At 64.1% G+C, this 25,857-nt stretch carries 25 protein-coding genes and 1 pseudogene; 13 read left to right on the forward strand and 13 right to left on the reverse strand.

Translation table 11 applies throughout. The features are described 5' to 3' along the window. Positions 1 to 36: 36 nt before the first annotated feature. Together M1247_RS21790 and M1247_RS21795 are read left to right on the forward strand one after the other, a co-directional pair. On the forward strand, positions 37 to 669 hold the full coding sequence (locus M1247_RS21790) for a TetR/AcrR family transcriptional regulator (RefSeq protein WP_317158458.1): 633 nt from the start codon (positions 37 to 39) through the stop codon (positions 667 to 669). Beyond that, a complete protein-coding gene (locus M1247_RS21795; RefSeq protein WP_317158459.1) occupies positions 666 to 2,165 on the forward strand; it encodes a glycosyltransferase family 39 protein in 1,500 nt (499 codons plus the stop codon). The genes M1247_RS21790 and M1247_RS21795 overlap by 4 nt, the downstream gene beginning before the upstream one ends. Positions 2,166 to 2,173: 8 nt before the next feature. Here M1247_RS21795 and M1247_RS21800 read toward each other — a convergent pair whose 3' ends face one another. After that, entirely contained in the window at positions 2,174 to 2,686 is a 513-nt protein-coding gene (locus M1247_RS21800) for an NUDIX hydrolase (RefSeq protein ID WP_317158460.1), read from the reverse strand. 118 nt (positions 2,687 to 2,804) lie between these two features. Between M1247_RS21800 and M1247_RS21805 the strand changes: the two genes are divergently transcribed. Further along, positions 2,805 to 4,514 carry a SulP family inorganic anion transporter gene (locus M1247_RS21805; RefSeq protein ID WP_317158461.1) on the forward strand — a complete coding sequence of 570 codons (1,710 nt, stop codon included), beginning with the start codon at positions 2,805 to 2,807 and terminating at the stop codon, positions 4,512 to 4,514. Here M1247_RS21805 and M1247_RS21810 read toward each other — a convergent pair. Continuing rightward, positions 4,511 to 6,511, reverse strand: coding sequence for an alkyl/aryl-sulfatase (locus M1247_RS21810; protein ID WP_317158462.1), 2,001 nt, complete (start codon positions 6,509 to 6,511; stop codon positions 4,511 to 4,513). The two genes, M1247_RS21805 and M1247_RS21810, sit on opposite strands and share 4 nt — an antisense overlap. Positions 6,512 to 6,873: 362 nt before the next feature. Here M1247_RS21810 and M1247_RS21815 point away from each other — a divergent pair, with 362 nt between their 5' ends. The 8 genes from M1247_RS21815 (at position 6,874) to M1247_RS21850 (ending at position 18,142) form a co-directional block, all read left to right on the forward strand. Further along, entirely contained in the window at positions 6,874 to 7,002 is a 129-nt protein-coding gene (locus M1247_RS21815) for a hypothetical protein (protein WP_317158463.1), read from the forward strand. Positions 7,003 to 7,004: 2 nt separating this feature from the next. Further along, positions 7,005 to 8,582, forward strand: a complete 1,578-nt coding sequence (locus M1247_RS21820) for an arylsulfatase (protein WP_317158464.1) — start codon at positions 7,005 to 7,007, stop codon at positions 8,580 to 8,582. A gap of 166 nt (positions 8,583 to 8,748) precedes the next feature. Beyond that, positions 8,749 to 9,942: a lipase family protein gene (locus tag M1247_RS21825; protein WP_317158465.1), complete on the forward strand. Its 1,194-nt coding sequence runs from the start codon at positions 8,749 to 8,751 to the stop codon at positions 9,940 to 9,942. Between the two features lie 27 nt (positions 9,943 to 9,969). Further along, a complete protein-coding gene (locus M1247_RS21830; RefSeq protein ID WP_317158466.1) occupies positions 9,970 to 11,331 on the forward strand; it encodes an alpha/beta hydrolase in 1,362 nt (453 codons plus the stop codon). Between the two features lie 184 nt (positions 11,332 to 11,515). Beyond that, a complete protein-coding gene (locus M1247_RS21835; RefSeq protein WP_317158467.1) occupies positions 11,516 to 13,474 on the forward strand; it encodes a hypothetical protein in 1,959 nt (652 codons plus the stop codon). Beyond that, the gene (locus M1247_RS21840; protein WP_317158468.1) at positions 13,471 to 14,976 is read left to right on the forward strand and encodes a hypothetical protein; all 1,506 of its coding nucleotides are present in this window, start codon (positions 13,471 to 13,473) and stop codon (positions 14,974 to 14,976) included. Before M1247_RS21835 ends, M1247_RS21840 begins: the two co-directional genes overlap by 4 nt. Further along, positions 14,973 to 16,460 carry a glycosyltransferase gene (locus M1247_RS21845; protein ID WP_317158469.1) on the forward strand — a complete coding sequence of 496 codons (1,488 nt, stop codon included), beginning with the start codon at positions 14,973 to 14,975 and terminating at the stop codon, positions 16,458 to 16,460. The genes M1247_RS21840 and M1247_RS21845 overlap by 4 nt, the downstream gene beginning before the upstream one ends. Further along, complete coding sequence (locus M1247_RS21850) at positions 16,457 to 18,142, forward strand: glycosyltransferase family protein (protein ID WP_317158470.1); 1,686 nt, start codon at positions 16,457 to 16,459, stop codon at positions 18,140 to 18,142. Before M1247_RS21845 ends, M1247_RS21850 begins: the two co-directional genes overlap by 4 nt. A gap of 207 nt (positions 18,143 to 18,349) precedes the next feature. Here M1247_RS21850 and rpsQ read toward each other — a convergent pair whose 3' ends face one another. From rpsQ to rpsJ, 11 genes are read right to left on the reverse strand one after another with little or no spacing between them, the layout of a single operon-like run. Next, positions 18,350 to 18,664, reverse strand: a complete 315-nt coding sequence (gene rpsQ / locus M1247_RS21855; RefSeq protein ID WP_317158471.1) for a 30S ribosomal protein S17 — start codon at positions 18,662 to 18,664, stop codon at positions 18,350 to 18,352. Then, positions 18,664 to 18,897, reverse strand: coding sequence for a 50S ribosomal protein L29 (gene rpmC, locus M1247_RS21860; RefSeq protein ID WP_317158472.1), 234 nt, complete (start codon positions 18,895 to 18,897; stop codon positions 18,664 to 18,666). The genes rpsQ and rpmC overlap by 1 nt, the downstream gene beginning before the upstream one ends. Further along, positions 18,897 to 19,313: a 50S ribosomal protein L16 gene (rplP, locus tag M1247_RS21865; RefSeq protein WP_317158473.1), complete on the reverse strand. Its 417-nt coding sequence runs from the start codon at positions 19,311 to 19,313 to the stop codon at positions 18,897 to 18,899. Before rplP ends, rpmC begins: the two co-directional genes overlap by 1 nt. A 2-nt stretch (positions 19,314 to 19,315) precedes the next feature. Next, on the reverse strand, positions 19,316 to 20,158 hold the full coding sequence (gene rpsC, locus M1247_RS21870) for a 30S ribosomal protein S3 (protein ID WP_317158474.1): 843 nt from the start codon (positions 20,156 to 20,158) through the stop codon (positions 19,316 to 19,318). Further along, the gene (gene rplV / locus M1247_RS21875; protein WP_317158475.1) at positions 20,158 to 20,646 is read right to left on the reverse strand and encodes a 50S ribosomal protein L22; all 489 of its coding nucleotides are present in this window, start codon (positions 20,644 to 20,646) and stop codon (positions 20,158 to 20,160) included. The genes rpsC and rplV overlap by 1 nt, the downstream gene beginning before the upstream one ends. Then, positions 20,643 to 20,924, reverse strand: coding sequence for a 30S ribosomal protein S19 (gene rpsS, locus M1247_RS21880; protein ID WP_031732414.1), 282 nt, complete (start codon positions 20,922 to 20,924; stop codon positions 20,643 to 20,645). The genes rplV and rpsS overlap by 4 nt, the downstream gene beginning before the upstream one ends. Before the next feature lie 12 nt (positions 20,925 to 20,936). Beyond that, positions 20,937 to 21,773 (reverse strand): 50S ribosomal protein L2, encoded by an 837-nt coding sequence (gene rplB, locus M1247_RS21885; RefSeq protein ID WP_317158476.1) that lies wholly within the window; start codon positions 21,771 to 21,773, stop codon positions 20,937 to 20,939. A gap of 29 nt (positions 21,774 to 21,802) precedes the next feature. Then, positions 21,803 to 22,105 carry a 50S ribosomal protein L23 gene (gene rplW / locus M1247_RS21890; protein WP_317158477.1) on the reverse strand — a complete coding sequence of 101 codons (303 nt, stop codon included), beginning with the start codon at positions 22,103 to 22,105 and terminating at the stop codon, positions 21,803 to 21,805. Next, positions 22,105 to 22,752 (reverse strand): 50S ribosomal protein L4, encoded by a 648-nt coding sequence (rplD, locus tag M1247_RS21895; RefSeq protein WP_317158478.1) that lies wholly within the window; start codon positions 22,750 to 22,752, stop codon positions 22,105 to 22,107. The genes rplW and rplD overlap by 1 nt, the downstream gene beginning before the upstream one ends. Continuing rightward, entirely contained in the window at positions 22,752 to 23,405 is a 654-nt protein-coding gene (rplC, locus tag M1247_RS21900) for a 50S ribosomal protein L3 (protein ID WP_317158479.1), read from the reverse strand. The genes rplD and rplC overlap by 1 nt, the downstream gene beginning before the upstream one ends. Before the next feature lie 14 nt (positions 23,406 to 23,419). Further along, a complete protein-coding gene (gene rpsJ, locus M1247_RS21905) occupies positions 23,420 to 23,725 on the reverse strand; it encodes a 30S ribosomal protein S10 (protein ID WP_003883485.1) in 306 nt (101 codons plus the stop codon). Positions 23,726 to 24,141: 416 nt separating this feature from the next. Here rpsJ and M1247_RS21910 point away from each other — a divergent pair. Both M1247_RS21910 and M1247_RS21915 read left to right on the forward strand, forming a co-directional pair. Then, a pseudogene (locus tag M1247_RS21910) lies at positions 24,142 to 24,327 on the forward strand (DUF4442 domain-containing protein); the annotation flags it as partial. A gap of 35 nt (positions 24,328 to 24,362) precedes the next feature. Beyond that, positions 24,363 to 25,709, forward strand: coding sequence for a recombinase family protein (locus tag M1247_RS21915; protein ID WP_317158480.1), 1,347 nt, complete (start codon positions 24,363 to 24,365; stop codon positions 25,707 to 25,709). Positions 25,710 to 25,857: the final 148 nt, after the last annotated feature.

A 25,857-nucleotide genomic window follows, 5' to 3' on the forward strand; every position in this document is an offset into this window, starting at 1 on the left:
CGGGGAGATGTTGACCGGACGTGCTAACTTTTGACCATGCGGCCAGAAAATGAGTCATCCGGCCAGCGGCGGTCGTTCATCGAGGAAGCACGACGACGCCAGATCATCGCGTCAGCGGTCGAGGTGCTGGCCGAGGGCGGCTATGGCAATGCCTCACTGGCCCGGATCGCAAAACACGCCGGGATCTCCAAGGGCGTCATCTCCTACCATTTCGCGGGCAAGGACGATCTCATGACGGAGGTCGTCGTCCAACTGTTCGTTTCCGGCGGCGAGTACATGCAACCGTTCGTCGAGGCAGCCCAGGGATCACGAAACCGGTTGCGGGCCTATATCGAATCAAACCTCGCCTACATCGATGCGAACCGGACATTCGTGGCGGCGATGACCGAGGTTGTGCTGAATCTGCGCGACGCCGACGGCACCCTCAAATTCGTCAACACCAGCAACGAGGACGAACTCATCGCCCCCCTGACCGAACTCCTGCGCGACGGCCAACGCTCCGGTGAGTTCGGCGAGTTCGATGCGACCGTGACCGCGAAGCTGATTCGCGACAGTGTCGACGGGATTGCCGCACGCGCCGTGCGCGAACCCGACTTCGATGTCCACGCGTACACATCGGCGCTCACCCGGCTGTTCGACCTGGTCACGGCCAACGGCAGTGCACGGTGAGCGTTTCCACGGTCGAGCCCACCATTACCGCTCCTCCCCGCTTCGCGACGACCGCAGTGGCCGGTGTCGCCGCGCTGGGCTCGATCGCGCTGATGGCCGTTCTCGGCAGGTACGGCTACTTCGGCGACGAGCTGTACTTCCTGTCGGCGGGAAGCCGATTGTCCTTCAGCTACGCCGATCAGGGCCCGGCGCTACCGTTGATCGCTCACGTCATGGACGCCATCGCGCCGGGATCGCTGTTCGCGCTGCGGCTCCCGGCCGTCATCGCGACCGCTGCCGCGATCGTGATCACCGCGCAGATCGCCCGGGAGTTCGGCGGTGGCCGCGGTGCCCAGGTGCTGGCCGCCACCGGCTACGCAACGTCACCGTTTCTGCTCGTGCAGGGATCACAGTTGGCCACCAATGCGATCGACATCCCGTTATGGGTGCTGATCACCTGGTTGGTGGTGCGCTGGACCCGAACCCGGCAGGACCGGCTGTTGTGGTGGGCTGCCGCCGCGACGGCGCTTGCACTGCAGGTGAAGTGGCTGATCCCAGTGTTGTGGATCTGTATCGGAATCAGCGTGCTGCTGCTCGGACCGCGGGATCTCCTGCGCCGTAAGACCTTATGGGCCGGCGCAGTGTTCGTTCTGGCCAGCATGCTGCCTGCTCTGGCCTGGCAGGCCCGCAACGGCTGGCCACAACTGGTGATGGGCCGTGTCATCGCCGCCGAGAACGGTGCGGTCGGCGGCAGGCTGGCCTTCCTGCCGATGGCGCTGTTCGTTGCCGGACTACTCGGCGCAATACTGCTGGCATGCGGGGTGTGGGCACTGCTGCGCTGGTATCTGCTGCGGCCGTACCGCTTCCTCGGACTGACGGTGCTACTCGTGATCGTGGTGTTCCTCGCACTCGGCGGGCGGGGTTACTACGCTGCCGGGGTCTACTCGGTGGCGATGGCCGCAGGCGCGGTGTGGCTGACCCGCGCAGAAACGCGAAGCTGGCAACGGATCACAGCGATTCCGGTCATCGCTGCATCAGCGGCGATGGCGGTGTGGAGTCTGCCGTGGCAACCGGAGCGCGATATGGCGCCGGCATCGGCCGACGACAATCTGTCGATCCTGCTGTACGGCCGGTTCGGCTGGCCGGAACTCAGCGCGGCGACCGCGAAAGCCTACCGCGAACTCACCCCGCAAGAACGCGCGCATGCCGTGGTCGTTGCGGAGTCCTATTGGCAGGCAAGCGCACTGGACAACTTCCGGGATGCCTATCTGCCCGCGGTGTACTCCCCCAGCCGCGGCTGGGGATACTTCGGTGCACCGCCTGATTCGGCGACGACGGTGCTCTACCTCGACCGACGCCCCGAGACCGCCCACGCGCTGTGCGCGCATGTGCAGCCGGTCGGGCGGGTGGATAGTCGGCTGGGCTTCCCCGGCGTGACCAGGGACGTGACCATCTGGAAGTGCAGCGACCCGCGACAACCGTGGTCCCAGGTGTGGCCCCCGCTGCGTCGACTCTGACGGCGTGATCAGCAGCGCAACAGGCGCGGAATCAGCACGCGGGTGTCGGGGACGAACGGCCAATCGGGGTTCGCCAGATGTGTGGCGAGCTCGGCATCCGACCACCACCAGCCGTCGGCGACCTCGTCGGGCTGATGACGGATCGGACCGTCGTAATGGATCTCGTAGGCAAACAGGTGACAGCGCATGGGTTTTCCGGCCCACTGCCCATCCCACGGCGCCGAGGCCACGGAAGTCAGCGGCACACCGGTGATGCCGAGTTCCTCGGCCAGTTCCCTGGTCGCGGTTTGTGCGGGGGTCTCTCCCGGGTCGACGACTCCGCCGGCCAGGCAATCATGCATGCCCGCGAAGACGGCTTTTGTCGCAGTGCGTCGGTGTACGTAGATCCGGGCACCGTCCATCGAGCGGACCAGCACTCCCGCGCTGGCGTGCCACAGGCCCTCGGCATAGACCCGCGAGCGCGCAGCGACACCTGTGGCGTTGCCTGCGGCGTCGTACACCGTGACTTCTTCGTCGTTCACGCTGCTATCCCGGACGGCCGCATGACCGATGAGTCTATTCATTCGCGCGAATTCGCTCCCGGCACACGACGTCATGGCGGACATTGGAGATAGCACCGAACATGGAAAGGTCTCGACGGTGAACGACCAGCAACCCCGCCCCACATCAATCTTGGGACGCGCAGGTCAGGCCGCTTCGGCGCTGGGTCGACCACGATTTCGCGACGTCGTCTCCGGTCTGGTCACAGGCTTGTTCTCGATCCCGGAAGGGATGGCGTACGCGAGTATCGGCGGATTCAATCCGGTTGCCGGCCTCTACTCGGGCATGGTGTCCACCATCGTCGGTTCGGTTTTCGCCCGCACCGTCTTGATGGTGACGACATTGACCAGTGCCTTGGCGTTGACTTCCCGCAGCGTGCTCACCGCAGCCGGGTTGGATCCGACGGACCCCGCCAATATCGCGGCGCTGGTCATCGTGGTCGGCGCGGTCATGCTGCTGTTCGGACTGCTGCGCTTCGGGTCGATCATGAACTTCGTCTCCAACGCGGTGATGACGGGCTTCACCACCGGCATCGCGGTCCAGATCATCACCGGTGTCATCGGCGACGCAACCGGGTACCGACCGGAGAGCCACAACACAATTCGCAAGGTCGTCGAAGCGTTCGCCCATCTCGGTGCCTGGCAGATCGCGCCGGTCCTGGTCGCGCTCGGCACGGTGGCGACCTGGGCGGTGTTCCGCGTCATCAAGCCACTGGAAGCGTTCGCCACTCTCATTGCGCTGGTCCTGGTCACCGCCGTCGTCACGGTGCTTCACGTCGAAGTGGAGACGGTCGGCGACATCGCCGCGATACCGAATGCCCTGCCCCCGTTCCTCCTGCCCAATTTTGCCGCGATTCCCGACCTGCTCACCGGCGGATTGGCCGTCGCGCTCGTCGGACTCGCCCAGGCCGCCGGAATCTCGGCATCGGTGCCGAATCCCGACGGGCGCCGCGCAAGCACGTCAGGCGATTTCGTCGCCCAGGGTGCGGCGAATGTCGCCGGTGGACTGTTCGGCGCACTGCCTACCGGCGGCTCGTTGTCGCGAACCGGTGTCGCGGTTTCGGCAGGCGCACAGACCAGATGGGCAGGCATCTTCGCCGGGGGGTGGCTACTCGCGCTCGTCCTGCTGGCCGGTTCGGTGGCAGAACTGATCCCCATGCCCGTCATCGGTGGCCTGATCCTGGTGATCGGCGCCGAACTGGTCACCGGGCGCTGGGCCGACATCAAGTTGGTGCTGCGCACCGCGCCCATGTCCGCGGTGGCAATGCTGATCACGTTCCTGGCGACCACACAACTGCCGCTGCACACCGCAATCCTCATCGGCGCCCTGACCTCGCTCATCCTCTACTGCGTAAAGGCCGCCCAGTCGGCAAAGCTGGTGGCGCTGACCGCCGCTGCCGATGGCGGATGGAACCGGGCGCCGGTCCCCGCATCCTGCCCGAGCAACGAGGTCACCGTCCTGCATTACGCCGGGGTCGGCCTGTTCGCTGAAGTCCCGCGGATCGACGAGGAGTGGCCCAGCGTTGCCGAATCCGAGAATGCCGTCGTCGTGCTCAGCATGGGTGGACTACCCGATGTGCCGTCGTCGAAAGTCGTGAAAGCACTGGAGAAGTGGGCGCAGGCACTCAAGACCAACGGCGGCAAGCTGATCATTGCCGGCCTCAGCCCAGAAGCCACCACGGTGCTGGAGCACGGTGGGGTCCGCGAACTGGTCGGTCCGGACGGGATGGTCCCCGCGACCACCAAGGTGTTCGGCGCCATCGAAGAGGCCGTGGAACGGGGCAGACAGTGGATCGCCGACCGCCGTTAGGGCGTCACGATGTTGAACCAGAACGGGAACGTGTCCAGCAGCCCCATGAATTCGTTGAACGATTGACGATTGCCGTCGACGGTCATCTTGTTGGTCGACATCGCATCGTCGATCGTGGTGTTACCCAGTTGGATATCGTCGAGCGTGGCTTTCGTCAGCGTGAGACTGGCGTTGGCATCGGGTACCGGTGCCGGCGCGTAGTTGAGCACACCATTCTCGACCGTCAGCCCGTATTCCTTTTTCAGATCGGTGAAGTTGACGTTCACGGTGATGTTCTTGCCTGCGGCCTTCGGCCCGTTCAGACGCACGGCGAGGTAGTCGAACAACATTTCTGGCGGCATGGCCTTGATGGTGTCCGGGCTCGCAGTGTCGGTGCCGCCCGAAGTGGGCACGCCGTTGCGTAGTTCATAGGCGCCTTGCAGATACACCGAGCGCCATGGCCCGGACTCGGCCTGATAGCCCATCTGCTCATAGCTGTCGGCAAGCAGGTTCTTGCCGTGCACACTGTCGGGGTTGGCGAACACCACCTGTTTGAGCACCATCGCGGTCCAGCGATAGTTGCCGTTGTCGAAGTCGTTCTTGGCCTTCTCCAGAATCGCTTCCTCACCGCCCATGTACTCGACGTATTTCTTGGCCGATTCCTGCGGTGGCAGGTCATCGAGATCCGACGGATTGCCGTCATACCAGCCCATGTAACGCTGGTACACCGCGCGCGAATTGTGCTTGAGGGTGCCGTAGTAGCCGCGGTCCGGCCAGAAGTTGTCGAGCTCGGGCGGAAACTGGATTTCTTCGGCGATCTCAGAACCGACGAGGCCCTGGTTCATCAGCCGCACCGACTGGTCGTGCATGTACTTGTACATGTCACGCTGACGCTTCCAGTAGTCGATGATCTTGGCATTGCCCCACATTGGCCAGTGATGGCTCTGGAACTTGACCTCCGTATTCGGCCCGTAACGCTGAATCGTCTCGTTGAGGAACTGCGCCCAGATCCGGGCATCGCGCACCTGGGCGCCGCGCAGGGTCAGCAGGTTGTGCATCGTGTTGGTGGTGTTCTCCGCCATCCACATGGCCTTGAACTGCGGGAAGAACGTGTTCATCTCGGTGGGCGCTTCAGTACCCGGCGTCATCTGGAATTCCATTTCAACGCCGTCGATGGTCATCTTCTGACCCGTCGTATTGATGATGTCGGTCGGGATGATGAGCGACGGCTCACCAGTGGAAACCGTCATCCCGAGGCCACCGTTCACCCCGCCCTGGGCATTGCGCGGCAGCAGCGCACCGTACATGTACACCGCGCGGCGCCCCATCGCGTTCCCGGCGATCACGTTCTCGCTCACCGCGTCCTCAACGAATGCCTGGGGCGCAATGACTTTGACTTTGCCGGCATCGACGTCCTGCTGCGACAAGATGCCGCGCACGCCGCCGTAGTGATCAACATGGGAGTGACTGTGGATGACTGCCAGGACCGGCCGGGCGCCGAGCTTCTCGTTGGCCAGATCAAGCCCCGCCTTGGCGGTTTCCGGCGAGATCAGGGTGTCGACGATGATCCAGCCCGTGTCGCCCTTGACCAATGTGAGGTTGGACAGATCGTATCCGCGCACCTGATAGACCCGGTCGGGCACCACCTCGAACAGGCCGTACTGCATGCACAACTGCGCATTGCGCCACAAGCTGGGATTGACGGTGTCGGGTGCGGGCTTATCGTCAGCAATGTACTTTTTGTACTCTTCCAGGTCCCAGACGACGTTGCCGTCGGCGCCCTTGATCGTCAGCGTATCCGGGCGGGCGATCAAGCCACGCTTGGCATCCTCGAAATCGGCTTTGTCATTGAACGGCAGCGTGTCGAGCAGTTTCTGGTTGGCAGCTTTGGTCGCCTCGCTCGCCGGCTTGGGGTTGGCGTCGGTGCTGATCGCACCGGATTCGCCACCGGCGCCCGAAGACGACTCGTTGTCACAACCGGCGAGCACCGAGACCGCCGCCGTGCCGAGTCCGAACACCGCGAGCCCTCCCAATGCCCGACGGCGCGACAGGTGTTCGCGATTCTCGTCAATGCCAGCGTTGCGCGATGACTGTGTATGAGGCACAGATTCCATGCCCGATAAAACTACGCCGATTCGATCGCAATGGGGTTCATATGCATGCCAAAGACGTGTCACCGAAAGCTGTTAGGCAGATTAATGATTCGCCGGCGAACTCTCGAATCGCACGCCCTCTGCAACGAAAAGAACAACGCTTTCCTCCCAGTTGAGACCCGGTTTTTCGCCGAGTGAGATTGCCGGCATCTCCATCTCGACGAATTCATCAGCGGTATCCAATTCGGCCCGCCAGCCGGTGATCTTGGCAATGTCGAAATCGGGGGATGACGCACGAACCCAAGATCCCGGGGACGGATTCGTGGCAGGCTGGATGTCGGCTCTTCCCCACCACCTCGTCGATCGACGAGGACCGTCTGCAGTCGGCGTCCTGGCTGCACATCACCGGGAGGTAAATATGGCGCAAGAATCAAGCAAGCCCAAGCCGAACATTGTTCTCATCGTCTCCGATGACTTCGGTTACGGGGATGCGGGTGTGTACGGGGGTGGCGAAAACCGCGGGATGCCCACTCCCTGTCTCGACCGGATGGCCGAAGAGGGCATGCAGTTCATGTCGTTCTACGCGCAACCCAGTTGCACACCCGGGCGCGCGGCGATTCTCACTGGACGTATCCCGAATCGCAGCGGCATGACGACCGTGGCCTTCCAGGGCCAGGGCGGCGGGCTGCCCGCTGCCGAGTGGTCCCTTGCGTCCATGCTCAAGACCGCTGATTACAAAACGTTCTTCACCGGTAAGTGGCACCTCGGTGAATCCGACTATGCGCTACCCACCGCGCACGGTTATGACGAGATGCGGCACTGCGGGCTCTACCACCTCAACGCCTACACCTATGCCGACCCGGAGTGGTTCCCGGACATGGATGACGACCTTCGTGCGATGTTCGAACGGGTGACCCAGGGCGCGCTGTCGGGCAAAGCAGGCGAGAAGGCGAAAGAGGACTTCAAGGTCAACGGCCAGTACGTCAACACGCCGGAGAAGGGGCTCGTGGGTATCCCCTTCTACGACGAGTACGTCGAGCAGGACGCACTCGAGTTTCTAGACGACAACGCGAAGCCCGAATCCCCGTTCTTCTTGCACGTCAACTTCATGAAGGTGCATCAGCCGAACATGCCGCACCCTGATTTCCAGGGCAAGTCGCTGTCGAAGTCGAAGTACGCGGATTCGATCGTGGAGAACGACACCCGGATCGGCCGCATCATGGACAAGATTCGCTCGCTGGGCCTTGCCGAGAACACGTACGTGTTCTGGACGACGGACAACGGTGCGTGGCAGGACGTCTACCCTGACGCGGGATACACGCCCTATCGCGGGACCAAGGGCACCGTCCGCGAGGGTGGCAATCGTGTTCCGTCGATCGCCTGGGGCCCGGGAATCAAAGCCGGCTCACGCAATTCCGACATCGTCGGCGGCCTCGACTACATGGCGACCTTTGCCGCGCTGGCCGGCGCGCAACTGCCCGAGAACGACCGGGAGGGCGAGCCCATCATCTTCGACAGCTACGACATGTCACCGGCGTTGTTGGGGACCGGCAAGTCCGAACGCAAGTCCTGGTTCTATTTCAGTGAGAACGAATTGACGCCAGGCGCCGTGCGGGTCGGGCACTACAAGGCCGTTTTCAATCTGCGCGGTGATGACGGCGCGAGCACCGGAGGCCTCGCGGTCGACACCAACCTCGGCTGGAAAGGTGCGCAGGCATACGTCGCGACGGTCCCTCAGATCTTCGATCTCTGGCAGGATCCGCAGGAACGGTACGACATCTTCATGAACAACTACACCGAACACACCTGGACTCTCGTAACCATCAACGAGGCGATCAAGGAGCTGATGCAGACCTATCTGAAATACCCGCCACGGAAGCTTCAGAGCGAAGGCTATGCGGGCCCGATCACCGTCACGCAGTACCAGAGAGTCCAGTTCCTCAGAGAAAAACTTGCGACAGAAGGGGTGAACATCGCGCTGCCCACCGGCAATTGAGCGCAGCCCGGCGGCGGGTGCACTGCCCGCGAGTTGAGCCTGTGCACCCGCTTTAACCCGGCATTTTCGCGAATGAATCGGTTTCGTATGTCAGGCCGGACATACGATGAAAAGATGGGTCGGTCCAGCTAACAGCCACGAGTCAGCGGGAACCAGGGGACATTCGATGGCGCGCGTCATGGCACTGCTCTCGGTCATTCTCGCCGTCGTCACCGGGTGTGGTGGATCTTCCGAGCAGACCGCCACCGAGGACCCGGACAGCGCGGGCCACGTCATCGAAGATGCGCAGGCAGACAATCTGGACCCGGCTCTGCACGATGCGGCCTCCTCTGCCAGGACCATCACGTACGCCTCGCGCAACGGCGTCAACGACGCCGTATCCCATGTGACGGGAACGGTCTTCGTTCCCAAGGGCAGCGCTCCGGCCGGCGGATTTCCGATTGTGGCGCTGGGGCACGGGATCACCGGCACCGCATCCGATTGCGCTCCGTCGTTGTCGCCCGACCTACTCGGTGAGGCCGCATCCGTCGTGGCACTGCTGAACGCCGGCTACGTGGTCGCCGTGCCCGACTATCAGGGTCTGGGTAAGCCATCGGAACCCGACGAGTATGACTTTCACCCCTACTTGGATTCCACCACCGCCGGTTTCACCATGATCGACGCGGTGCGCGCAGCGCGGACGCTCGTCCCCGAAACGTCCACCTCGTGGGCCGCAGTCGGCGCGCGAGAGGGCGGACAGGCGGCGTGGGCCGCAAACGAACTCGCCGACAACTACGGTGACGATCTGAAATTGGTTGCCGCCGCGGCGCTCGCACCGGTGGCGGACTTCGCAGGTCTGGCAGAAGCGGCCATGTCCGGCACGTTGAACAGCGACCAGAAACTCGTGTACGTGGCCTACCTGGCGGCGCTGAAAGACGAGTACTACTACGATTTCGAGCTCGACGACTACCGGCGCGGCTCCGCCGAGCAGAACTGGGACGCGTTGCTCAACTGCAGTGACACCATGCAACGAAAGGCGCTCGCCGAGCAGATACCTCCGCAAGATTTGCGGCCCGCCACCCCGGCAGCCCTCGAGACGTTGCGCGGGTACATCCAGAAGACCAATTTGCCTCAAGGTCCTACTCAGGCACCGATGTACGTCATCTACGGCGGCCAGGATTCGGTGATTCCCGCCGCGTGGACCGACCGTGCGATAGCCGAGGGCTGCAAGATGGGTGACGTCATCCAGATCGCCTTCTGGCCGGACAAGGGCCGTGACCAGATCAATCCTGTCGCAGCCCTTGGCTGGCTCGACGACCGGATGAAATCACTACCCTCGGCCAACGATTGCCCGACGTTCACGGCAGACCACACACCATGACTCACTGACCTGGGCGGAGGAGCGGGTATGTCACTGACCAGCGGCGTGGTGCCGATCACCCTGGAAGTGCTCGCGCTCGCTGCGCTGGTGTTCGGTATCGGCCGCCGACGCGGGGATCCCCTGCTGCGCTGGGTGACGATCGCACTGCTGACAGGCGTGTTGTTCGCGGTGGTCGTCCGTGTTTTCGTGAAATACCAAGGGTGGTCGGAGAAGGCAGCCTCGGTCGGCACGGTGCTCTGGGTGGTCATCACCGGATTCGCGGCGGCCATGATGATCCTGGCCTGGCGTGGTGGCCGGTGGCCGCGTCGGATCGCCTCGGTGGTGGCGGTCGTACTGGCCGTGCTGTGCTCGTTCGCCGAGCTCAACAGCGCAACGGGATACTTCCCGACCACACAGGCGCTCTGGCAACGCGTCACAGGTTCCGAACCGCCGCAATGGATCGAGCAATCCGACCTTGCCGCCATGCGGGCGAACGGTGAGCAACCGACCCGAGGCACCATGGTGTGGGTCGACATCCCTCGCGACGCCTCGGGATTCGGCCATCGCCGAGAGCTGGTCTATCTGCCGCCCGCCTGGTTCCGGTCAGATCCGCCACCGGAGTTGCCCACCGTGATGGCCATCGGTGCGGAGTTCAGTCATCCCTCCGACTGGCCGGAATCCGGCAGCGCGCTCGCCACACTCGACGAGTTCGCCGCATTCCACCACGGCAATGCTCCCGTCGTGGTGTTCCCGGATTCGACGGGCAGCTTCAACAACGACACCGAATGTGTGAACGGCCCACGCGGAAATGCCGCCGACCATCTCACCGGAGACGTCCGCCCGTATCTGGTCTCACACTTCGGTGTCAGCGCCGATCCGGCCAACTGGGGCCTGCTCGGGTGGTCGTCCGGCGGCACCTGCGCACTGATGCTCGCGGTCCGCAATCCCGAACTGTTCAGCGCATTCGTCGCGCTGGACGGACAACTCGGCCCCAACAGCGGGACCAGGGAGCAGACGATCGCGCGGTTGTTCGGAGGGGATGCCGAGGCCTGGGCCGCATTCGACCCGAGGACGCTCATCGAGAACCATGGCCCATACGCGAACCTGTCTGCCTGGTTGGGGGTTTCGGAGGAGACCCCGACCGTGCACCGCGCCGCAGCCGATACCACCGCAAACCCCGAAACCCTTGCAGGGTGGGATCAGTACTCCGAGGAGCACGCCGCCAATGCCAACAAGTTGTGTGTGTTGTTGAGCGCCCACAATGTGGAATGCGCCGTGGTCAGCTACCCCGGTTCGCACACCTTCACCGCAGCTGCCGAGGGATTTGCCGATGCATTGCCATGGCTGGCCGGCCAGTTGGGCACACCGGGCGCCGAGCCACTCCCGATGCCGGGGGCGCCAGATGGTTAGTGCTGAAATCCACCCGAGGTGCTCGACATGGCCAAACGGCCGCGGCGGTCCCCGCCGCAAACTAAATTGCAAGATTGTGCGTCGTTTCACACCAGGGTTATTGCCGCATCCGCGGGTAGCCGGCCATGGGCCGCGACTCTGCATGAACTCCAACAGATCTGGCGAACCGATTGGGAGCTGAGTGATGACAATGCTGTGGCGACGAAGCCGTCGACTGCTCGCCGTCGTCGGCAGCGCACTGCTTGTACTACCTGCACCGTTGGCACCTGCGGCGCCCGGTGACGGTGGCGCACTGTCGGTGGCCCCGGTACTCAACCTTGCCGCGCTGGGGTCCAGTTCCTACCTCGGTTTCTACGGCCAGCAGGCGCAGCAGACGATCACGCTGCCGGTGCAGCCGGGTCTGGTGCCGACCGAGATCACCGCGACCGTATGGCCACCGGCTGACGTCCGGGCCGCGACCCTCACCGTGACACAGGAGGACGCCGTCATCTCGAGGGTCGAACTGCCGACCACCGGACCCGCCCCGATCAGCATTCCGCTGCCCCGGGTACAGATCGTCGAGAATTCCGTTTCGCTGACGATGACAGTCAACCTGCTACCGCTCAATGGCTATTGCCTCGATCCGAACAACCCGCTGCGGTTGACCGATGCCACGATGCGCTTCGACGGCACCGAACGACCTCCCACGACGGTGGCTGATTTCCTCCCGCCGGTGCTGCGGAAGCTGAGCATCTTCATCCCCACCAATCCATCGCAGGCCGAGTCCGACACTGCGGTGAAACTGACCGATGCCATCGTTGCGCACTACGGTCACCAGTACACCGAGGTGAGCCTCGGCAGGCTGGACGACGGCCAGACGACTCCGCCCGGACCGTCCCTGCCGCTGGAGCGCCAGATCGTGGTCAAGGAGAGCCCGGACAAAGGCCTCACGCTGCAGCGGACGAACGGCGTCGGCTCGTTGCTGATATCGGGGCCGCCCGCCGAACTGGCCAACCAGTCACGCCTGCTGTCCAGTGACATCTCCCGGTTGGCGCTGAGCTCCGGTGCGGTGGCCGGTCCACTGCACTCGACACCTCAGTTGCCCGGCGATATGACGACGATTCGCAAGCTGGGACAGCCTGGCGTCAATTCCTCGTCACTGTCCCCGGAGGTCTACATCGGTCTGGACCAGACGCGCCTGGGGCGTTCCGCTCACCACGTCCGCGTCCACCTGCGCGGCTCCTACACTCCCCTGCCCGACACCGTCAACGGCCAACTCGTCGCCTCGGTCGGTGGGCAGACCGTCGACCGTTGGACCACCGAGGACAACGGCGTGATCGACCGCTGGGTCGACGTCCCCGACGACTTGCTGCAGCGGTACACCACATTGGCGGTCAAGGTCGACATCACCGGTAACACGGGCGGCTGTGGAGAGTTCCAACCCATCACGCTCACCATCGACGGCGAAACCGACGTCGAGACCAAGCTCGCAAAACCCCCGGTGCCACCTGGATTTCAATCGATGCCACAGTCGCTGATGCCCAAGGTACAGATCGGTGTCGCCATCGAGAACGGCACCGCCGACTTCGACGACACCGCGCGGGCCATCGCGATTGTCACCGGACTACAACGTGTCAGCGCGCTCCCCTTCGACACCTCGGTGGCGCCTATACAAGAGGTTCTGGAGAGCAGGAACACTCCCGCGATCATCATTGCCGCCGACGGCTGGAACCATCCGGACATAAAGCTGCCCGTCACGATCGGCGGCGACCAGGTGCAAACCATCACCGGCTTCGACGATGACGGCAATCCCACGGACCTCACACTCGAGCCATCCCTGCAACTGGGGGCGTTGCAGACGGTGTTCGACGGGGACCGTTCACTTCTCGTCGCCACCTCCACCAATGCCCCCGAGCGACTCGATGCACTCATCAACTGGCTCAATGCCGACATCCAGCGGTGGGCGCTGCTCGACGGCATCGCGATCCTGTCGCCCCCTGACCGCACGCCCGTCACCGTCGCCGCCCCGGACAACCAGGCGGCGTCAGGCGACAGTGAAGCCGGCTCGGCGCAGACGCTGTTGTTCGTCGGTGCCGGCGTGGCGGTCCTGGCAGCGCTGGGCGGGGCACTGTTGTTGCTGCGCGCACGGCGCCGGGACAGATGACCACCACGCCCGCCGCGCCGCCCGCCCCGAAGACCCCGTGGCTGCAGAACCGGCATCCGGCCTACCGCCTGGCGTTGCGCTGGCTGTTCATCGCAGCTGCAACGGCACTCGCGTTCCACGACACCCTGGCCAGCATGGCTGACACCGTACGCAGCGGCGGCCTCAACAGTTACGTTGTGCTCCTGCCGCCGGCATGTCTGATGGCCGCGATTGGGGTGGCCAGACGCAACCGCAACGAACTGCCGATTCACGACCGGCAGACCGACATCATCGTCGGGTTGATGGGCCTCGGCCTCGCCATGCTGCTGAAAGGCGTACTGCTGGGCCGCTATACGCAGTACTTCCATCTGCTCCGGCTGGATCTCGTCGCGCTGTGGATGTTCCTCATCAGCGCATCCGTGGTGCTGTTCGGCCTGCGGCCGGTGTACCGCTTCCGCTGGGTGTGGGTCCTGCTGTTGGCCGTCTTTCCGCTGCCCTATCACATCGGTGTCATCCGGCTGGGCGGCACGCAGGTCGCGGCAGGCCTGGTCAGCCTGCTGATCGCGGCCCTGGCGACGGCAGTCACGAACGGTCATGGCTCCCGCCGCAGCTGGATCGCGTTCGGCAGTGCGTGGGCCGTCGGCATTGCAGTGCTCGCCGGTATGCGCGTGTTCACCCCGGACGCACCTCTCGTGATGTATCAGGTGATACCGGCGCTCACGGCCATCGTCTCGGTCAGCGCCGTACTGTTCGTGCAGGCACACCGTGGCGGGCCGCTTCGACTGCTCGACCGCAAGGTCGAACCGTTGGCAGCGGCACAGGTATGGGCCGGTGTTCCGCTCGTGCTCGTCGTGGCGTGCGCGCTGGCGTTCATGCCGTTGCCAGGCCACGTCCTGCCCGCAAAATCGGCGTTCGAGCAGGTGTCATTCGGATCGCCGCTACAGACCCCCGCCGGGTGGCACCTGACCGATACGCGCGAATACCCCTGGGTGTCCAGGGTGTACGGCCCTGGCGCCAAGCTGATACGCCAGAAGTTTGTGGCCGACCGGGGTAACCCCCAGTGGGACAAGCTCTCCCGTCCGCGCGCCATCGTGGTCGACAGCGTCACCAGCGCACGGCCATTCGCCTTCCAGACCTATCCGGCGAAGGTGCTCTATCACGTGTCCGGTATCCGACAGAGCACACCGCGCGAGGTCGACCTCGGTCACAGCGTCACGGGTTACCTCGCCAGCGTCGTCGACGACAACATCCTCATCACGTGGAACGCCCTCGATTGGGTATGGGGCAACAGTCGCTCCGCCCAACAGGTGACGGTGTTCGCGGTGGACAACCACGAACCCGATGCTCCGTTCCCGCAACCCACCGGAGCGCTGGTGCCGACGCTGAACACCCTGTTCACCGTTTTGTTCCGGGGCAACTCCGCGGCCGCCGACCTCACACCGTCGTTCAAAGACGCCGACATGGTGACCGAGTTCAGCACCAAACTCGTTGCAGCCCAACTACCACCCAACGGTCAGCGATGACCGGGCAGACTGGTTCGCCGAAAGGTGTTCCCACCTCCGCCGAGGACCGGGAGTACTACCTGCACCGTGCGATCAACGGCCTGCGTGAGGACGATCCACTACAGTCCGCATCGATGGCGGTGACTCCCCAGCAGCGCCGCCTGTTGTGGGCGCTGCTGATCACGGTCGTGGTCTTCGCGATCTGGCATCCGATGGGGACTGCCGTGGCATTGGTCGGAATCTGCACCGCCGCTTACGTATTCTCGATGATCGATCGGGTGATGATCTTCCGCGACGGGCTGGCCTCGCGGCCCATCACCATCACCGACGAGCAGGCCCGCGCCATCCCCGACGACAATCTCCCGACATACACCATCCTGGTGCCGGCATACAACGAGCCCGAGGTCGTGGGTGACCTGATCGGAGCCATCACCGCACTGGAGTACCCGCAGGACAAGCTTCAGGTGCTATTACTGCTCGAAGCCGACGACCAGGCCACGATCGACGCGGCGAACGCATGTGAAGACGAGGCGTTCACCCAGGTGATCACCACCATCCTGGTCCCGCCTGCGGATCCGCGAACCAAACCCAAGGCGTGCAACTACGGCCTGTTCTTCGCCACCGGCCACATCGTCACCATCTACGACGCCGAGGACCTCCCCGAACCGCTGCAGTTGCGCCGGGTCGCCGCCGCATTCGCCCGGTTGCCGGACAACACTGCCTGCGTCCAAGCCAAACTCGCCTACCACAACGGGCGCCAGAACATGCTCACCGCCTGGTTCACCGCCGAATACGGGCTCTGGTTCGGCTATCTCCTACCCGGCTTGATGCGGCGGAACTCGCCCATCCCCCTCGGCGGAACATCGAACCACCTGCTGCGTCCCGTCCTCGACAAGATCGGCGCGTGGGATCCGTACAACGTCACCGAAGATGCCGACCTCGGGCTACGCATCGCGTCATCCGGCTACCGCACCGCCGTCATCGATTCCACGACATTGGAGGAGGCCAACAGCGACCCGATCAACTGGGTACGGCAGCGATCCCGTTGGTACAAGGGCTATCTGCAGACCTGGCTGGTTCAGATGCGCCGACCGGGGATGTTGCTGCACACCCTGGGGTGGCGTGGTTTCATCCGCTTCAACCTGGTGCTTGCGGGAACCCCGATCATCGCTGTGCTCAACCTCGCGTTCTGGCTGATCACGGTGATGTGGTTCCTCGGACAGCCGGCCTTGATCGGTGCCGTCTTCCCCTGGTACATCTACTTTCCCGCGCTGGCGGCGCTGGTGCTCGGCAACTTCGCCACCATCTACATGAATTTCATCGCGCTCCGCGAAGACGACCGGGCCGATCTGCTCTGGGCCGCGCTGACGGTGCCGCTGTTCTGGCTGATGATGAGTATTGCCGCGGCGAAGGGCACATATCAACTGATCCGCAATCCGTCGTACTGGGAGAAGACTTTCCACGGCCTGACCCAGAAGCCCGACACCGAAACCGCGGCACCATGACGACCGCGCGGCCCTCGGATCGCAAACTCAAGGCGATCGTGTTCGGCCTCGCCCTGGTCACCTACCTGGTGGTCGGGTACTGGCTGCAGGTCCGCCAGGGGTTCATCCTAGGCGACTCGCTGTCACGCATCTCGGCCGCGCAGAGTGTGCTCTACAGCCGCGACCCGCATGTTGCCGCAATCGGTTTCATCTTCACACCGCTGACCGCCATGGTGCAGATTCCGGTGGTGCTGTTCAGTCCAGTGTGGCCGGCGCTGACCGAGTACGCATACTCCGGCACCGTGATGTCGGCGCCGTTCATGGCCGGTGCCGTAATGCAGATCCTCAGCATGGGCACCGACCGTGGTCTACCCCGCCCCTACCTCATCGCCGTCACCGCGATCTTCGCCGCGAACCCGATGATCGTCTTCTACGGCGCGAACGGGATGAGCGAAGCGCCCTTCATCTTCTTTCTGGCGTGGGCTGTGCGTCGACTCGTCATGTGGATGACCGACGACGATGTCCACCACCTGGTGGCGGCCGGGGGCATCGCGATGGCGCTGTCCTACCTGACAAGGTACGACGCCGTCGCCGCGATCGCTGCCGCCGGCATTCTGGTCGCCGTCACGACGTATCGGCGGGCCCGAACGGGCCCGCGATTTCGTCGGGCGCTGCTCGATATGTTCATAGTCAGCGGACCGGGGTTCGCCTCGTTCGTGGGCTGGGGTGTCACCAGTTGGTTGATCACCGGAGAGGCCTTCGCGCAGTTCAGTTCCCAGTACGGCAACACCGCGATCCTGGAGCAATCGGGAGGCGGGGCCACCGGGGGCCTGGCCGCCGGGTTCACTTTCGCGGCCGTCTGCATCACACTGTTGGCTCCCACTCTGATTCCCATCGGCGTCTGGGCCGGGTTCGCACGTTGGCGACGTCCCCATTGGACGGTTCTCATCGTGCCGTTGACGATGTACGGCGGCGTGCTGGCATTCCAGGCGTATTCGTACGCCAGCGGTTCGACCTTCGGCTTCCTGCGGTTCTACATCATTGCGATCCCACTCGCCGCGAGCCTGGCGATGTTGGCCGTGCCCGAGGGCACCTTCGCGCCGGCCAAACGGCCGGGCAAGTGGGCCCCCGCGCCGGCGACCGTTCCGGTCGTGCGGGGATTCCGCGGGCAGTACGCAGCTGTCGCAGTGGTATTCGCGCTGTGCCTGCCGACGACGATATGGGCGATGCGCTCACCGGATTACGCGCCGCAGGAGTACGCCCTCGGCGCCGTATTCCATCCTGATCCCTACAACCCGAGCCAACGCAAAGCCGACGAGCGCCGGATCGCGGCGACGTTCTCCACCGAGCGCAAGCTGGCCGCCTACCTCGACGACATGAACCTGCCGGAGAGTTCGGTGATCACCGATACCGTCTACGGGTTCGCCATCGTGGGTGCCTCAGCCAAGCCCAAGACATTCGTCGTTCCGTCCGACCCCGACTTTGTGCGACTTCTCAACGACCCCGAGAACAACGGGGTCAAGTATCTTCTGGCCGTGCCCAACAGCGGACGTGGTGTATCGGATGCCCTCAACCTGCGCTATCCGACGCTCTACGAAAGCGGAGGCGACGTCGCCACCTTGGAGCTCGAGATCCCCAATGACGGTGACAGTCAGCCAGTGTGGCGTCTGTACCGGGTGAACGAACCAAATTCCCTCGGGTAGGGGTTCAGCTGGTTCAGCTCATGCCACGGTGTCACGGTGTCACGGTGTCGATTTTGACATGAGGGTTGCTGCTCGGCCGAAATCGCAGCCCTCACGTCAAAATCGGTGAGGCCGCAAAACGCGAGCAGACAGTAAAGTGCCCCAAATCCGAAGATTTGGGGCACTTTACTGTCTGCTCGCGCGGGAAACGCGCGGGAGCGGAAAAGGCTACTTGGCCTTCTCCAGGACCTCCACCAGACGCCAGCGCTTGGTGGCCGACAGCGGTCGGGTCTCCATGAGCGAGACGCGGTCGCCGATCCCGGCGTCACCGTTCTCGTCGTGCGCCTTGACCTTCGTGGTGGTCCGGATGATCTTGCCGTAGAGCGGGTGGCTCTTGCGAGATTCCAGCTCGACCACGATGGTCTTCTGCATCTTGTCGCTCACCACATAGCCGATGGCTGTCTTGCGACGGCCACGGGTCTCTTCGGCGCGCGGGGTGTGCTTGGGGCCTTTTTCTTTCGAATTAGCCTGCGTCTCTGCCATTACGATTCCTCACCAACGGGGCCGGATGCCAGACCCAACTCACGTTCACGCAGCACGGTGTAAACCCGTGCAATCTCCTGCCGCACGACGCGCAGCCGACGGTTGTTGGCGAGCTGGCCGGTGGCCATCTGGAAGCGCAGGTTGAACAGCTCTTCCTTGGACTCGCGCAAGCGTTCCGTCAACTCGTCGTCGGACAGTTCGCGCAGTTCGCCAGGCGTAGTTCCTACTGCCATCAGAACTGCTCCTCTCGGGTAACAATGCGTGCCTTGATCGGCAGCTTGTGGATCGCGCGGGTCAGCGCCTCGCGCGCGGTCTTCTCGTCGGGGTAGCTCAGCTCGAAGAGCACGCGTCCCGGCTTGACGTTGGCAATCCACCACTCCGGCGAACCCTTACCGGAACCCATGCGGGTCTCGGCGGGCTTCTTGGTCAGCGGGCGGTCCGGGAAGATGTTGATCCAGACCTTGCCGCCACGCTTGATGTGCCGGTTGATGGCGATACGAGCGGACTCGATCTGCCGGTTGGTGACGTAGGCGTGCTCCAGTGCCTGGATGCCGTAGTCACCGAAGCTCACCGCAGTGCCACCACTGGCGATTCCGCGCTGACGCGGGTGGTGCTGCTTGCGGTGCTTGACCTTGCGGGGAATCAACATGGTTAGCTCTCCGTGCTCTCAGGGGCTGCGACCTCGACGGGTGCGGCCTCAGTAGCGGCGGGCGCATCGGTGGTGGCGGTACCGGTGGCGGCACGACCTGCTTCGGTGCTCGTCGCGGTGGTGCCCGACGAACCGCTGCGACGCGGACGGGTGCCCGACGGACGCTCACGACGCGGACGGTCGGCGGCCGGCGCCGCGGCGGTCAGCTCACGCTTGCCACCGACGATGTCGCCCTTGTAGATCCACACCTTCACGCCGATGCGGCCGAAGGTGGTCTTGGCCTCGTACAGGCCGTAGTCGATGTCCGCACGCAGCGTGTGCAGCGGGACCCGACCCTCGCGGTAGAACTCCGAGCGGCTCATCTCAGCACCGCCGAGGCGACCCGAGCACTGCACCCGGATGCCCTTCACATTGGGCTGACGCATGGCCGACTGGATCGCCTTGCGCATCGCGCGACGGAAAGCGACACGGTTGCTCAGCTGCTCGGCCACACCTTGGGCCACGAGCTGCGCGGTCGACTCAGGGTTCTTCACCTCGAGGATGTTGAGCTGGACCTGCTTCTTGGTCAGCTTCTCCAGATCGGCGCGGATGCGGTCGGCCTCGGTGCCGCGACGACCGATGACGATGCCGGGACGCGCGGTGTGGATGTCAACGCGAACCCGGTCACGGGTCCGCTCGATCTCCACGTCGGCGATGCCGGCCCGCTCCAGGCCGGTGGCCAGGAGGCGACGAATCGCGACGTCTTCCTTGACGTAGTCCTTGTACTGCTTGTCGGCGTACCACCGGGATTTCCAGTCAGTGGTGATACCGAGCCGGAAACCGTGGGGGTTGATCTTCTGGCCCACTACTGCGAGCCTCCCTTCGCTTCTTCAGAAGCAGCTGTCTCGGTGGTCTTCTTCGCGGCGGCCTTGCTGCCCTGAGCACGACGGGACCGCGTCGAACCGGCGGAAGCCTTGTCGCTGCCCTTGCGGGGCGGCCGGCTCTCGACGATCACGGTGATGTGGCTCGTGCGCTTGCGAATCCGGAACGCACGCCCCTGGGCGCGCGGACGGATGCGCTTGGCGGTCGGGCCCTCGTCGGCGTGGATCGTGGCCACCACGAGGGTGGCGGGATCCAGACCGTCGTTGTTCTGGGCGTTGGCCGCCGCACTGGCGATCACCTTGGCGACCGGCTCACTGGCTGCCTGCGGAGCCCACCGGAGGATGTCGAGAGCCTGCTCGACGCTCTTGCCGCGGACCAGGTCGATGACGCGGCGCGCCTTGCTGGCCGAGACACGCACAAAGCGGGCCTTCGCCATCGCGGATGGATATTCAGTCGTGGTTGCAGTACTCATCGCCGCTTGCTCTTCCGGTCGTCCTTGATGTGACCCTTGAACGTGCGCGTCGGAGCGAACTCGCCGAGCTTGTGCCCGACCATCGACTCGGTGACGAACACCGGGACATGCTTGCGGCCGTCATGCACCGCAAACGTGTGCCCGATGAAGTCCGGGATGATGGTCGACCGACGCGACCAGGTCTTGATGACCTGCTTGGTGTTCTTCTCGTTCTGAACGTCGACCTTCTTGAGCAGATGGCCGTCGACGAACGGACCCTTCTTCAGGCTGCGTGGCATCGCTATCTACTCCTAGCGCTTCTTGCCGGTGCGCCGGCGACGGACGATGAGCTTGTCGCTCGGCTTCTTCGGCTTACGGGTACGACCCTCGGGCTTGCCCCACGGGCTCACCGGGTGGCGACCACCAGAGGTCTTACCCTCACCACCGCCGTGCGGGTGGTCGACCGGGTTCATCACGACACCACGGACGGTCGGGCGCTTGCCCTTCCACCGCATGCGGCCGGCTTTACCCCAGTTGATGTTGGCCTGCTCGGCATTGCCGACCTCGCCGACGGTGGCGCGGCAGCGCACGTCGACGCGGCGGATCTCACCCGACGGCATACGCAGTGAGGCGTATGCGCCTTCCTTGCCCAGCAGCTGGATGCTGGCGCCGGCCGAGCGGGCCATCTTGGCGCCACCACCGGGTCGCAGCTCCACAGCGTGGATCACGGTACCGGCCGGGATGTTGCGCAGCGGCAGGTTGTTTCCGGGCTTGATGTCGGCGTTGGCGCCCGACTCGATCACGTCACCCTGCGAGATACCCTGCGGCGCAATGATGTAGCGCTTCTCGCCGTCCAGGTAGTGCAGCAGCGCGATGTTCGCGGTGCGGTTCGGGTCGTATTCGATGTGCGCGACCTTGGCGTTGACGCCGTCCTTGTCATGGCGACGGAAGTCGATGACGCGGTAGGCACGCTTGTGGCCACCGCCCTTGTGCCGGGTGGTGATCCGACCATGCGCGTTGCGGCCGCCCCTGCCGTGCAGTGGGCGAACCAGCGACTTCTCCGGAGTCGAACGAGTGATCTCGGCGAAATCGGAGACGCTGGCACCGCGACGACCCGGAGTCGTCGGCTTGTACTTGCGAATTCCCATATCAGTTAAATCCTCTTAGTTCCCGGCGGTTACGCCGGTGCCCCGAACAAATCGATGGGCTTGCTGCCTGCGGCCAGCGTGACGATGGCGCGCTTGGTGCCCTTACGCTGCCCGAAACCAGTGCGGGTGCGCTTGCGCTTGCCCTGGCGGTTCAGTGTGTTCACCGAGTCGACCTTGACGCTGAAGATCTTCTCGATCGCGATCTTGATCTGCGTCTTGTTCGAGTCCGGGTGCACGACGAACGTGTAGGTGTTGTCTTCGATCAGTCCGTAGGACTTCTCGGAGATCACCGGCGCCAGGATGATGTCGCGGGGATCAGTGACGGTTGCCATCAGGCCGACACCTCCTCTTTGGTATTCGCACTGATGTAGGCATTCAGCGCCTCGACCGAGAACACCACGTCGTCGGCGTTGAGCACGTCGTAGGTGTTCAGCTGGTCAGGCGAGATCACGTGCACGCCGGGCAGGTTGCGCACGCTCTTGCGCCCCGCCTCGTCGGTGCGGCCGATGACCACGAGCACCTTCTTGTTCTCGGTCAGTGTCGCCAGGAACGCCTTGGCGCTCTTGGTCGACGGAGCCTGACCCTCGATCAGCTCGGTGATGGCGTGGATCCGCTCGTTGCGGGCCCGGTCGCTCAATGCACCGCGCAGTGCCGCACGGATCATCTTCTTCGGGGTGCGCTCGCTGTAGTCGCGCGGCTTCGGGCCGTGCACGATGCCACCGCCGGTGAACTGCGGTGCACGCGTCGAACCCTGGCGGGCACGGCCGGTGCCCTTCTGCCGGTACGGCTTCTTACCGCCACCGCGGACCTCGGCCCGGGTCTTGGTCGAATGCGTGCCCTGGCGGGCGGCCGCCAGCTGGGCGGTCACCACCTGGTGCATCAGCGCGATGTTCGCCTCGACGTCGAACAGCTCGGCGGGCAGCTCGACGGAACCGTCCGTCTTACCTGCCGGAGTCTGAACTGTGAGTTTGAGTGTCATTACTTCTCGCCTCGCTTGATTGCGCTGCGGACAACGACCAATCCACCGTTACGTCCGGGGATGGCGCCCTTGATCAACAGCACGCCGTTCTCGGCATCGACCTTGTGCACCTTCAGGTTCTGGGTGGTGATGCGGTCACTACCCATCCGACCCGACATCCGGGTGCCCTTGAAGACGCGGCCCGGGGTGGCGCAGCCACCGATCGAACCGGGGCGACGGTGCACAGCCTGCGCACCGTGGGAGGCGCCCTGGCCGCTGAAGCCGTGCCGCTTCATGGTGCCGGCGAAGCCCTTGCCCTTGCTGGTGCCGGTGACATCGACGTAGGCGCCGTCGGCGAAGATCTCCGCCGTCAGCTCCTGGCCGACCTCGTAGTCGGCGGTGGCACCCTCGTCGTCGAGCCGCAGCTCGGCCAGATGGCGGCGCGGGTTGACGCCCGCGGCGGCGTACTGGCCGGTGACCGGCTTGTTGACCTTGCGGGGGCTGATCTCGCCGTAGGCGAGCTGCACGGCGCTGTAGCCGTCACGCTCAGTGGTCCGGATGCGGGTCACCACGTTGGGGCCGGCCTTAACGACCGTCACCGGGACGACTTTGTTGTTCTCGTCGAACACCTGCGTCATGCCCAGTTTGGTGCCCAAAATGCCTTTTCTAGCCATGTTTTTGGGTTCTCCTACTGGATGTTGACGTCGACACTTGCCGGCAGATCGATGCGCATGAGTGCGTCAACGGTCTTCGGCGTCGGGTCGAGGATGTCGATCAACCGCTTGTGGGTACGCATCTCGAAGTGCTCCCGCGAGTCTTTGTACTTATGCGGGGACCGGATGACGCAATACACGTTCTTCTCGGTCGGCAGCGGCACTGGGCCGACCACGCTGGCGCCGGTACGGGTGACCGTTTCGACGATCTTGCGCGCCGAGGCATCAATGGCCTCGTGGTCGTAGGCCTTGAGCCTGATGCGGATCTTCTGTCCCGCCACGCTTCTCCTACCTCGCTCCTGCTTCGTACATCGGCCGGCCCTCCCTGGGATGATCCCAGTCGGGCCTGGTACCCCGGCGCGGTCGCGCCGAGTATTGCCGCCGCTGTTTACCTGTCTGTGGTCCACCGGCCCCCGCGGTCGGGTGTGTCGCCCTCACGCATACTCGCCCGCGTCGGAAATCCGTCACGATCGAATTGGAACCGGATGCGCCCGTATGGGCGCTGGTCGTATGCCCAGCCAGGTACAAAACCCGGCGCAAGGCAACCCGAATAGTATGCCTTAGATCCGGGCGTGCTCCAAATCCCTGGCCAGCGCCGCCGACGACCCCGCCGAGCGTGGGCGCTGTGCACGCAAAACCGCTGCCCAGAGTACGTACTCCCCACGTTCGGCGCACCCGGTGCTTCTAAGATCGCCCCATGACCGGCGCTACCAGCACTTACCGCATGTGGCAACGATTGGCGCGGCGCCCCGGCGGCAGCCGCCTGTTCTCGGCCGCCGCCATGGCCCGCGTGCCGTATTTCGCCACGATCGTGCCGCACGTCGTCCGCATGGAGCCCGGGCTCGCCGAGGTGACGGTGCCGAAGTGGTTCTTCATGAAGAACATAGCGTTAATACACCTGTCTTGTATAGTGCTCATATGCGCGCCGCGATCTACGCGAGAATCAGCCTGGCCAAGGGCAAGGATCCGATAGAGGTCGGGCAGCAACTCGAAGCCTGCCGAGACCTGGTCGGCAAGATGGGCGCCGACTCGGTGGTCGAATATGTCGACAACTCGATCAGCGCCTATTCCGGTGCGGTACGGCCAGAGTTTGAGCGCCTCCTCACCGACCTGTCGGCGGGACGCCACGACGTACTGGTGTGCTGGCACGTGGATCGGCTGTACCGGTCTCTCGCGGACCTGGAACGCATCATCGACGCCATTGGCGAAGCGACCGTCCAGACGGTCAACTCCGGCGATCTCAACCTGGCCACGTCGGCGGGGAAGATGACAGCCCGCATCCTGGGCAGCGTGTCCCGTCAAGAGTCGGAGCACCACGCCGAACGCCGTCGCGCCGCGAACCACCGGCGTCGCGCGGCCGGAGCATGGCGTAAAGAAGGCTCCAGACCATTCGGGTATCACGGCGACGGAACACCCAGGGAACCCGAAGCCTCGATGATCCGGCAGGCCGTTACCGATATCCTGTCGGGAACATCGATTCATGAGGTTGCCCGCCGCTGGAATGCATCAGGGACGCTGACTGTCCGAGGCGTCCCGTGGACCAATTTGCACGTCCGTCGAGTGCTCACCAACCCGCGGTTGGCTGCCCTGGTCGCGCACGAGGGCCAGATCGTCGGCAAAGGGGGGTGGCTGCCGATTGTTGACGAGACGCTCTGGAGAGGCTTGCAGGCAATGCTGGGTGACCCGTCCCGCCGCCAAGGTCTGGCGTTCGAGCGTCGGCACTTGCTGTCTGGGATCTGCCGGTGCGCCGTCTGCGACGGCCCGCTGTACGCCGCCTATCCGCATGGGAAGAACCGCAACCCTAGCTACGTGTGCCGTCAAAGCCACGTGGGCCGCAGCGCCCCAGCACTGGACAAGAAAATCACCGACCTCGTGTTGGAGCACCTAGCCGATCAGGGTGTGACGGTGCGGGAAAAACCCGACACCAGCAGTCTGGAGACGCGGCGTACCGCGCTGGCGGCTACGCAGGATGAACTGGCCACCTTGCTGCGCAAGGGATCGTTGTCGGTGGGTGCCGTGGAGCGGGAATCGGCGATCATTCAAGCCGAGCTCGACGACATCGACCGGACGCTGGCCGACGCGGTCACCACGCATCCGGCCATACAACTGCTAGATGGTGATGGGGAGCTGCGGGACCGCTGGGACAGCGTCAGTGTGGATGTGCGCGCCAAGATCATCGACACACTGATGTCGATCACTGTGCATCCGGCGAAGCAGGGGCAACGTCGGCTTGATCCTGCTTCGATTTCAATCGTCTGGAAGTAGTTCAGCCTTGGCGTTTGGGGCTTGGTCCCGTCACCTCTTTGATTTTCATACAGAATTCTTAGTTAATCCTGTTTGTGCAGGTCGATTGCCGGTGATCCGGCGTTACCGCAGGTAGATACTGGTTTGGGTGTTCGTCTAACTTGTCGGA

The sequence above is a fragment of the Mycobacterium appelbergii genome (assembly GCF_032883035.1).
Lineage (GTDB): Bacteria > Actinomycetota > Actinomycetes > Mycobacteriales > Mycobacteriaceae > Mycobacterium > Mycobacterium appelbergii.

Coding starts and splice junctions, on each gene's coding strand:
- rpmC (WP_317158472.1), bottom strand. CDS start 18,897: ATGGCAGTAGGAACTACGCCTGGCGAACTGCGCGAACTGTCCGACGAC.
- rplV (WP_317158475.1), bottom strand. CDS start 20,646: ATGAGTACTGCAACCACGACTGAATATCCATCCGCGATGGCGAAGGCC.
- M1247_RS21840 (WP_317158468.1), top strand. CDS start 13,471: ATGACCACCACGCCCGCCGCGCCGCCCGCCCCGAAGACCCCGTGGCTG.
- rplP (WP_317158473.1), bottom strand. CDS start 19,313: ATGTTGATTCCCCGCAAGGTCAAGCACCGCAAGCAGCACCACCCGCGT.
- M1247_RS21790 (WP_317158458.1), top strand. CDS start 37: ATGCGGCCAGAAAATGAGTCATCCGGCCAGCGGCGGTCGTTCATCGAG.
- rplW (WP_317158477.1), bottom strand. CDS start 22,105: ATGGCAACCGTCACTGATCCCCGCGACATCATCCTGGCGCCGGTGATC.
- M1247_RS21815 (WP_317158463.1), top strand. CDS start 6,874: ATGACGCACGAACCCAAGATCCCGGGGACGGATTCGTGGCAGGCTGGA.
- rplD (WP_317158478.1), bottom strand. CDS start 22,752: ATGACACTCAAACTCACAGTTCAGACTCCGGCAGGTAAGACGGACGGT.
- rpsS (WP_031732414.1), bottom strand. CDS start 20,924: ATGCCACGCAGCCTGAAGAAGGGTCCGTTCGTCGACGGCCATCTGCTC.
- M1247_RS21830 (WP_317158466.1), top strand. CDS start 9,970: ATGTCACTGACCAGCGGCGTGGTGCCGATCACCCTGGAAGTGCTCGCG.
- M1247_RS21845 (WP_317158469.1), top strand. CDS start 14,973: ATGACCGGGCAGACTGGTTCGCCGAAAGGTGTTCCCACCTCCGCCGAG.
- M1247_RS21850 (WP_317158470.1), top strand. CDS start 16,457: ATGACGACCGCGCGGCCCTCGGATCGCAAACTCAAGGCGATCGTGTTC.
- rplB (WP_317158476.1), bottom strand. CDS start 21,773: ATGGGAATTCGCAAGTACAAGCCGACGACTCCGGGTCGTCGCGGTGCC.
- M1247_RS21825 (WP_317158465.1), top strand. CDS start 8,749: ATGGCGCGCGTCATGGCACTGCTCTCGGTCATTCTCGCCGTCGTCACC.
- M1247_RS21835 (WP_317158467.1), top strand. CDS start 11,516: ATGACAATGCTGTGGCGACGAAGCCGTCGACTGCTCGCCGTCGTCGGC.
- rpsQ (WP_317158471.1), bottom strand. CDS start 18,664: ATGGCAGAGACGCAGGCTAATTCGAAAGAAAAAGGCCCCAAGCACACC.
- rplC (WP_317158479.1), bottom strand. CDS start 23,405: ATGGCTAGAAAAGGCATTTTGGGCACCAAACTGGGCATGACGCAGGTG.
- M1247_RS21915 (WP_317158480.1), top strand. CDS start 24,363: ATGCGCGCCGCGATCTACGCGAGAATCAGCCTGGCCAAGGGCAAGGAT.
- M1247_RS21820 (WP_317158464.1), top strand. CDS start 7,005: ATGGCGCAAGAATCAAGCAAGCCCAAGCCGAACATTGTTCTCATCGTC.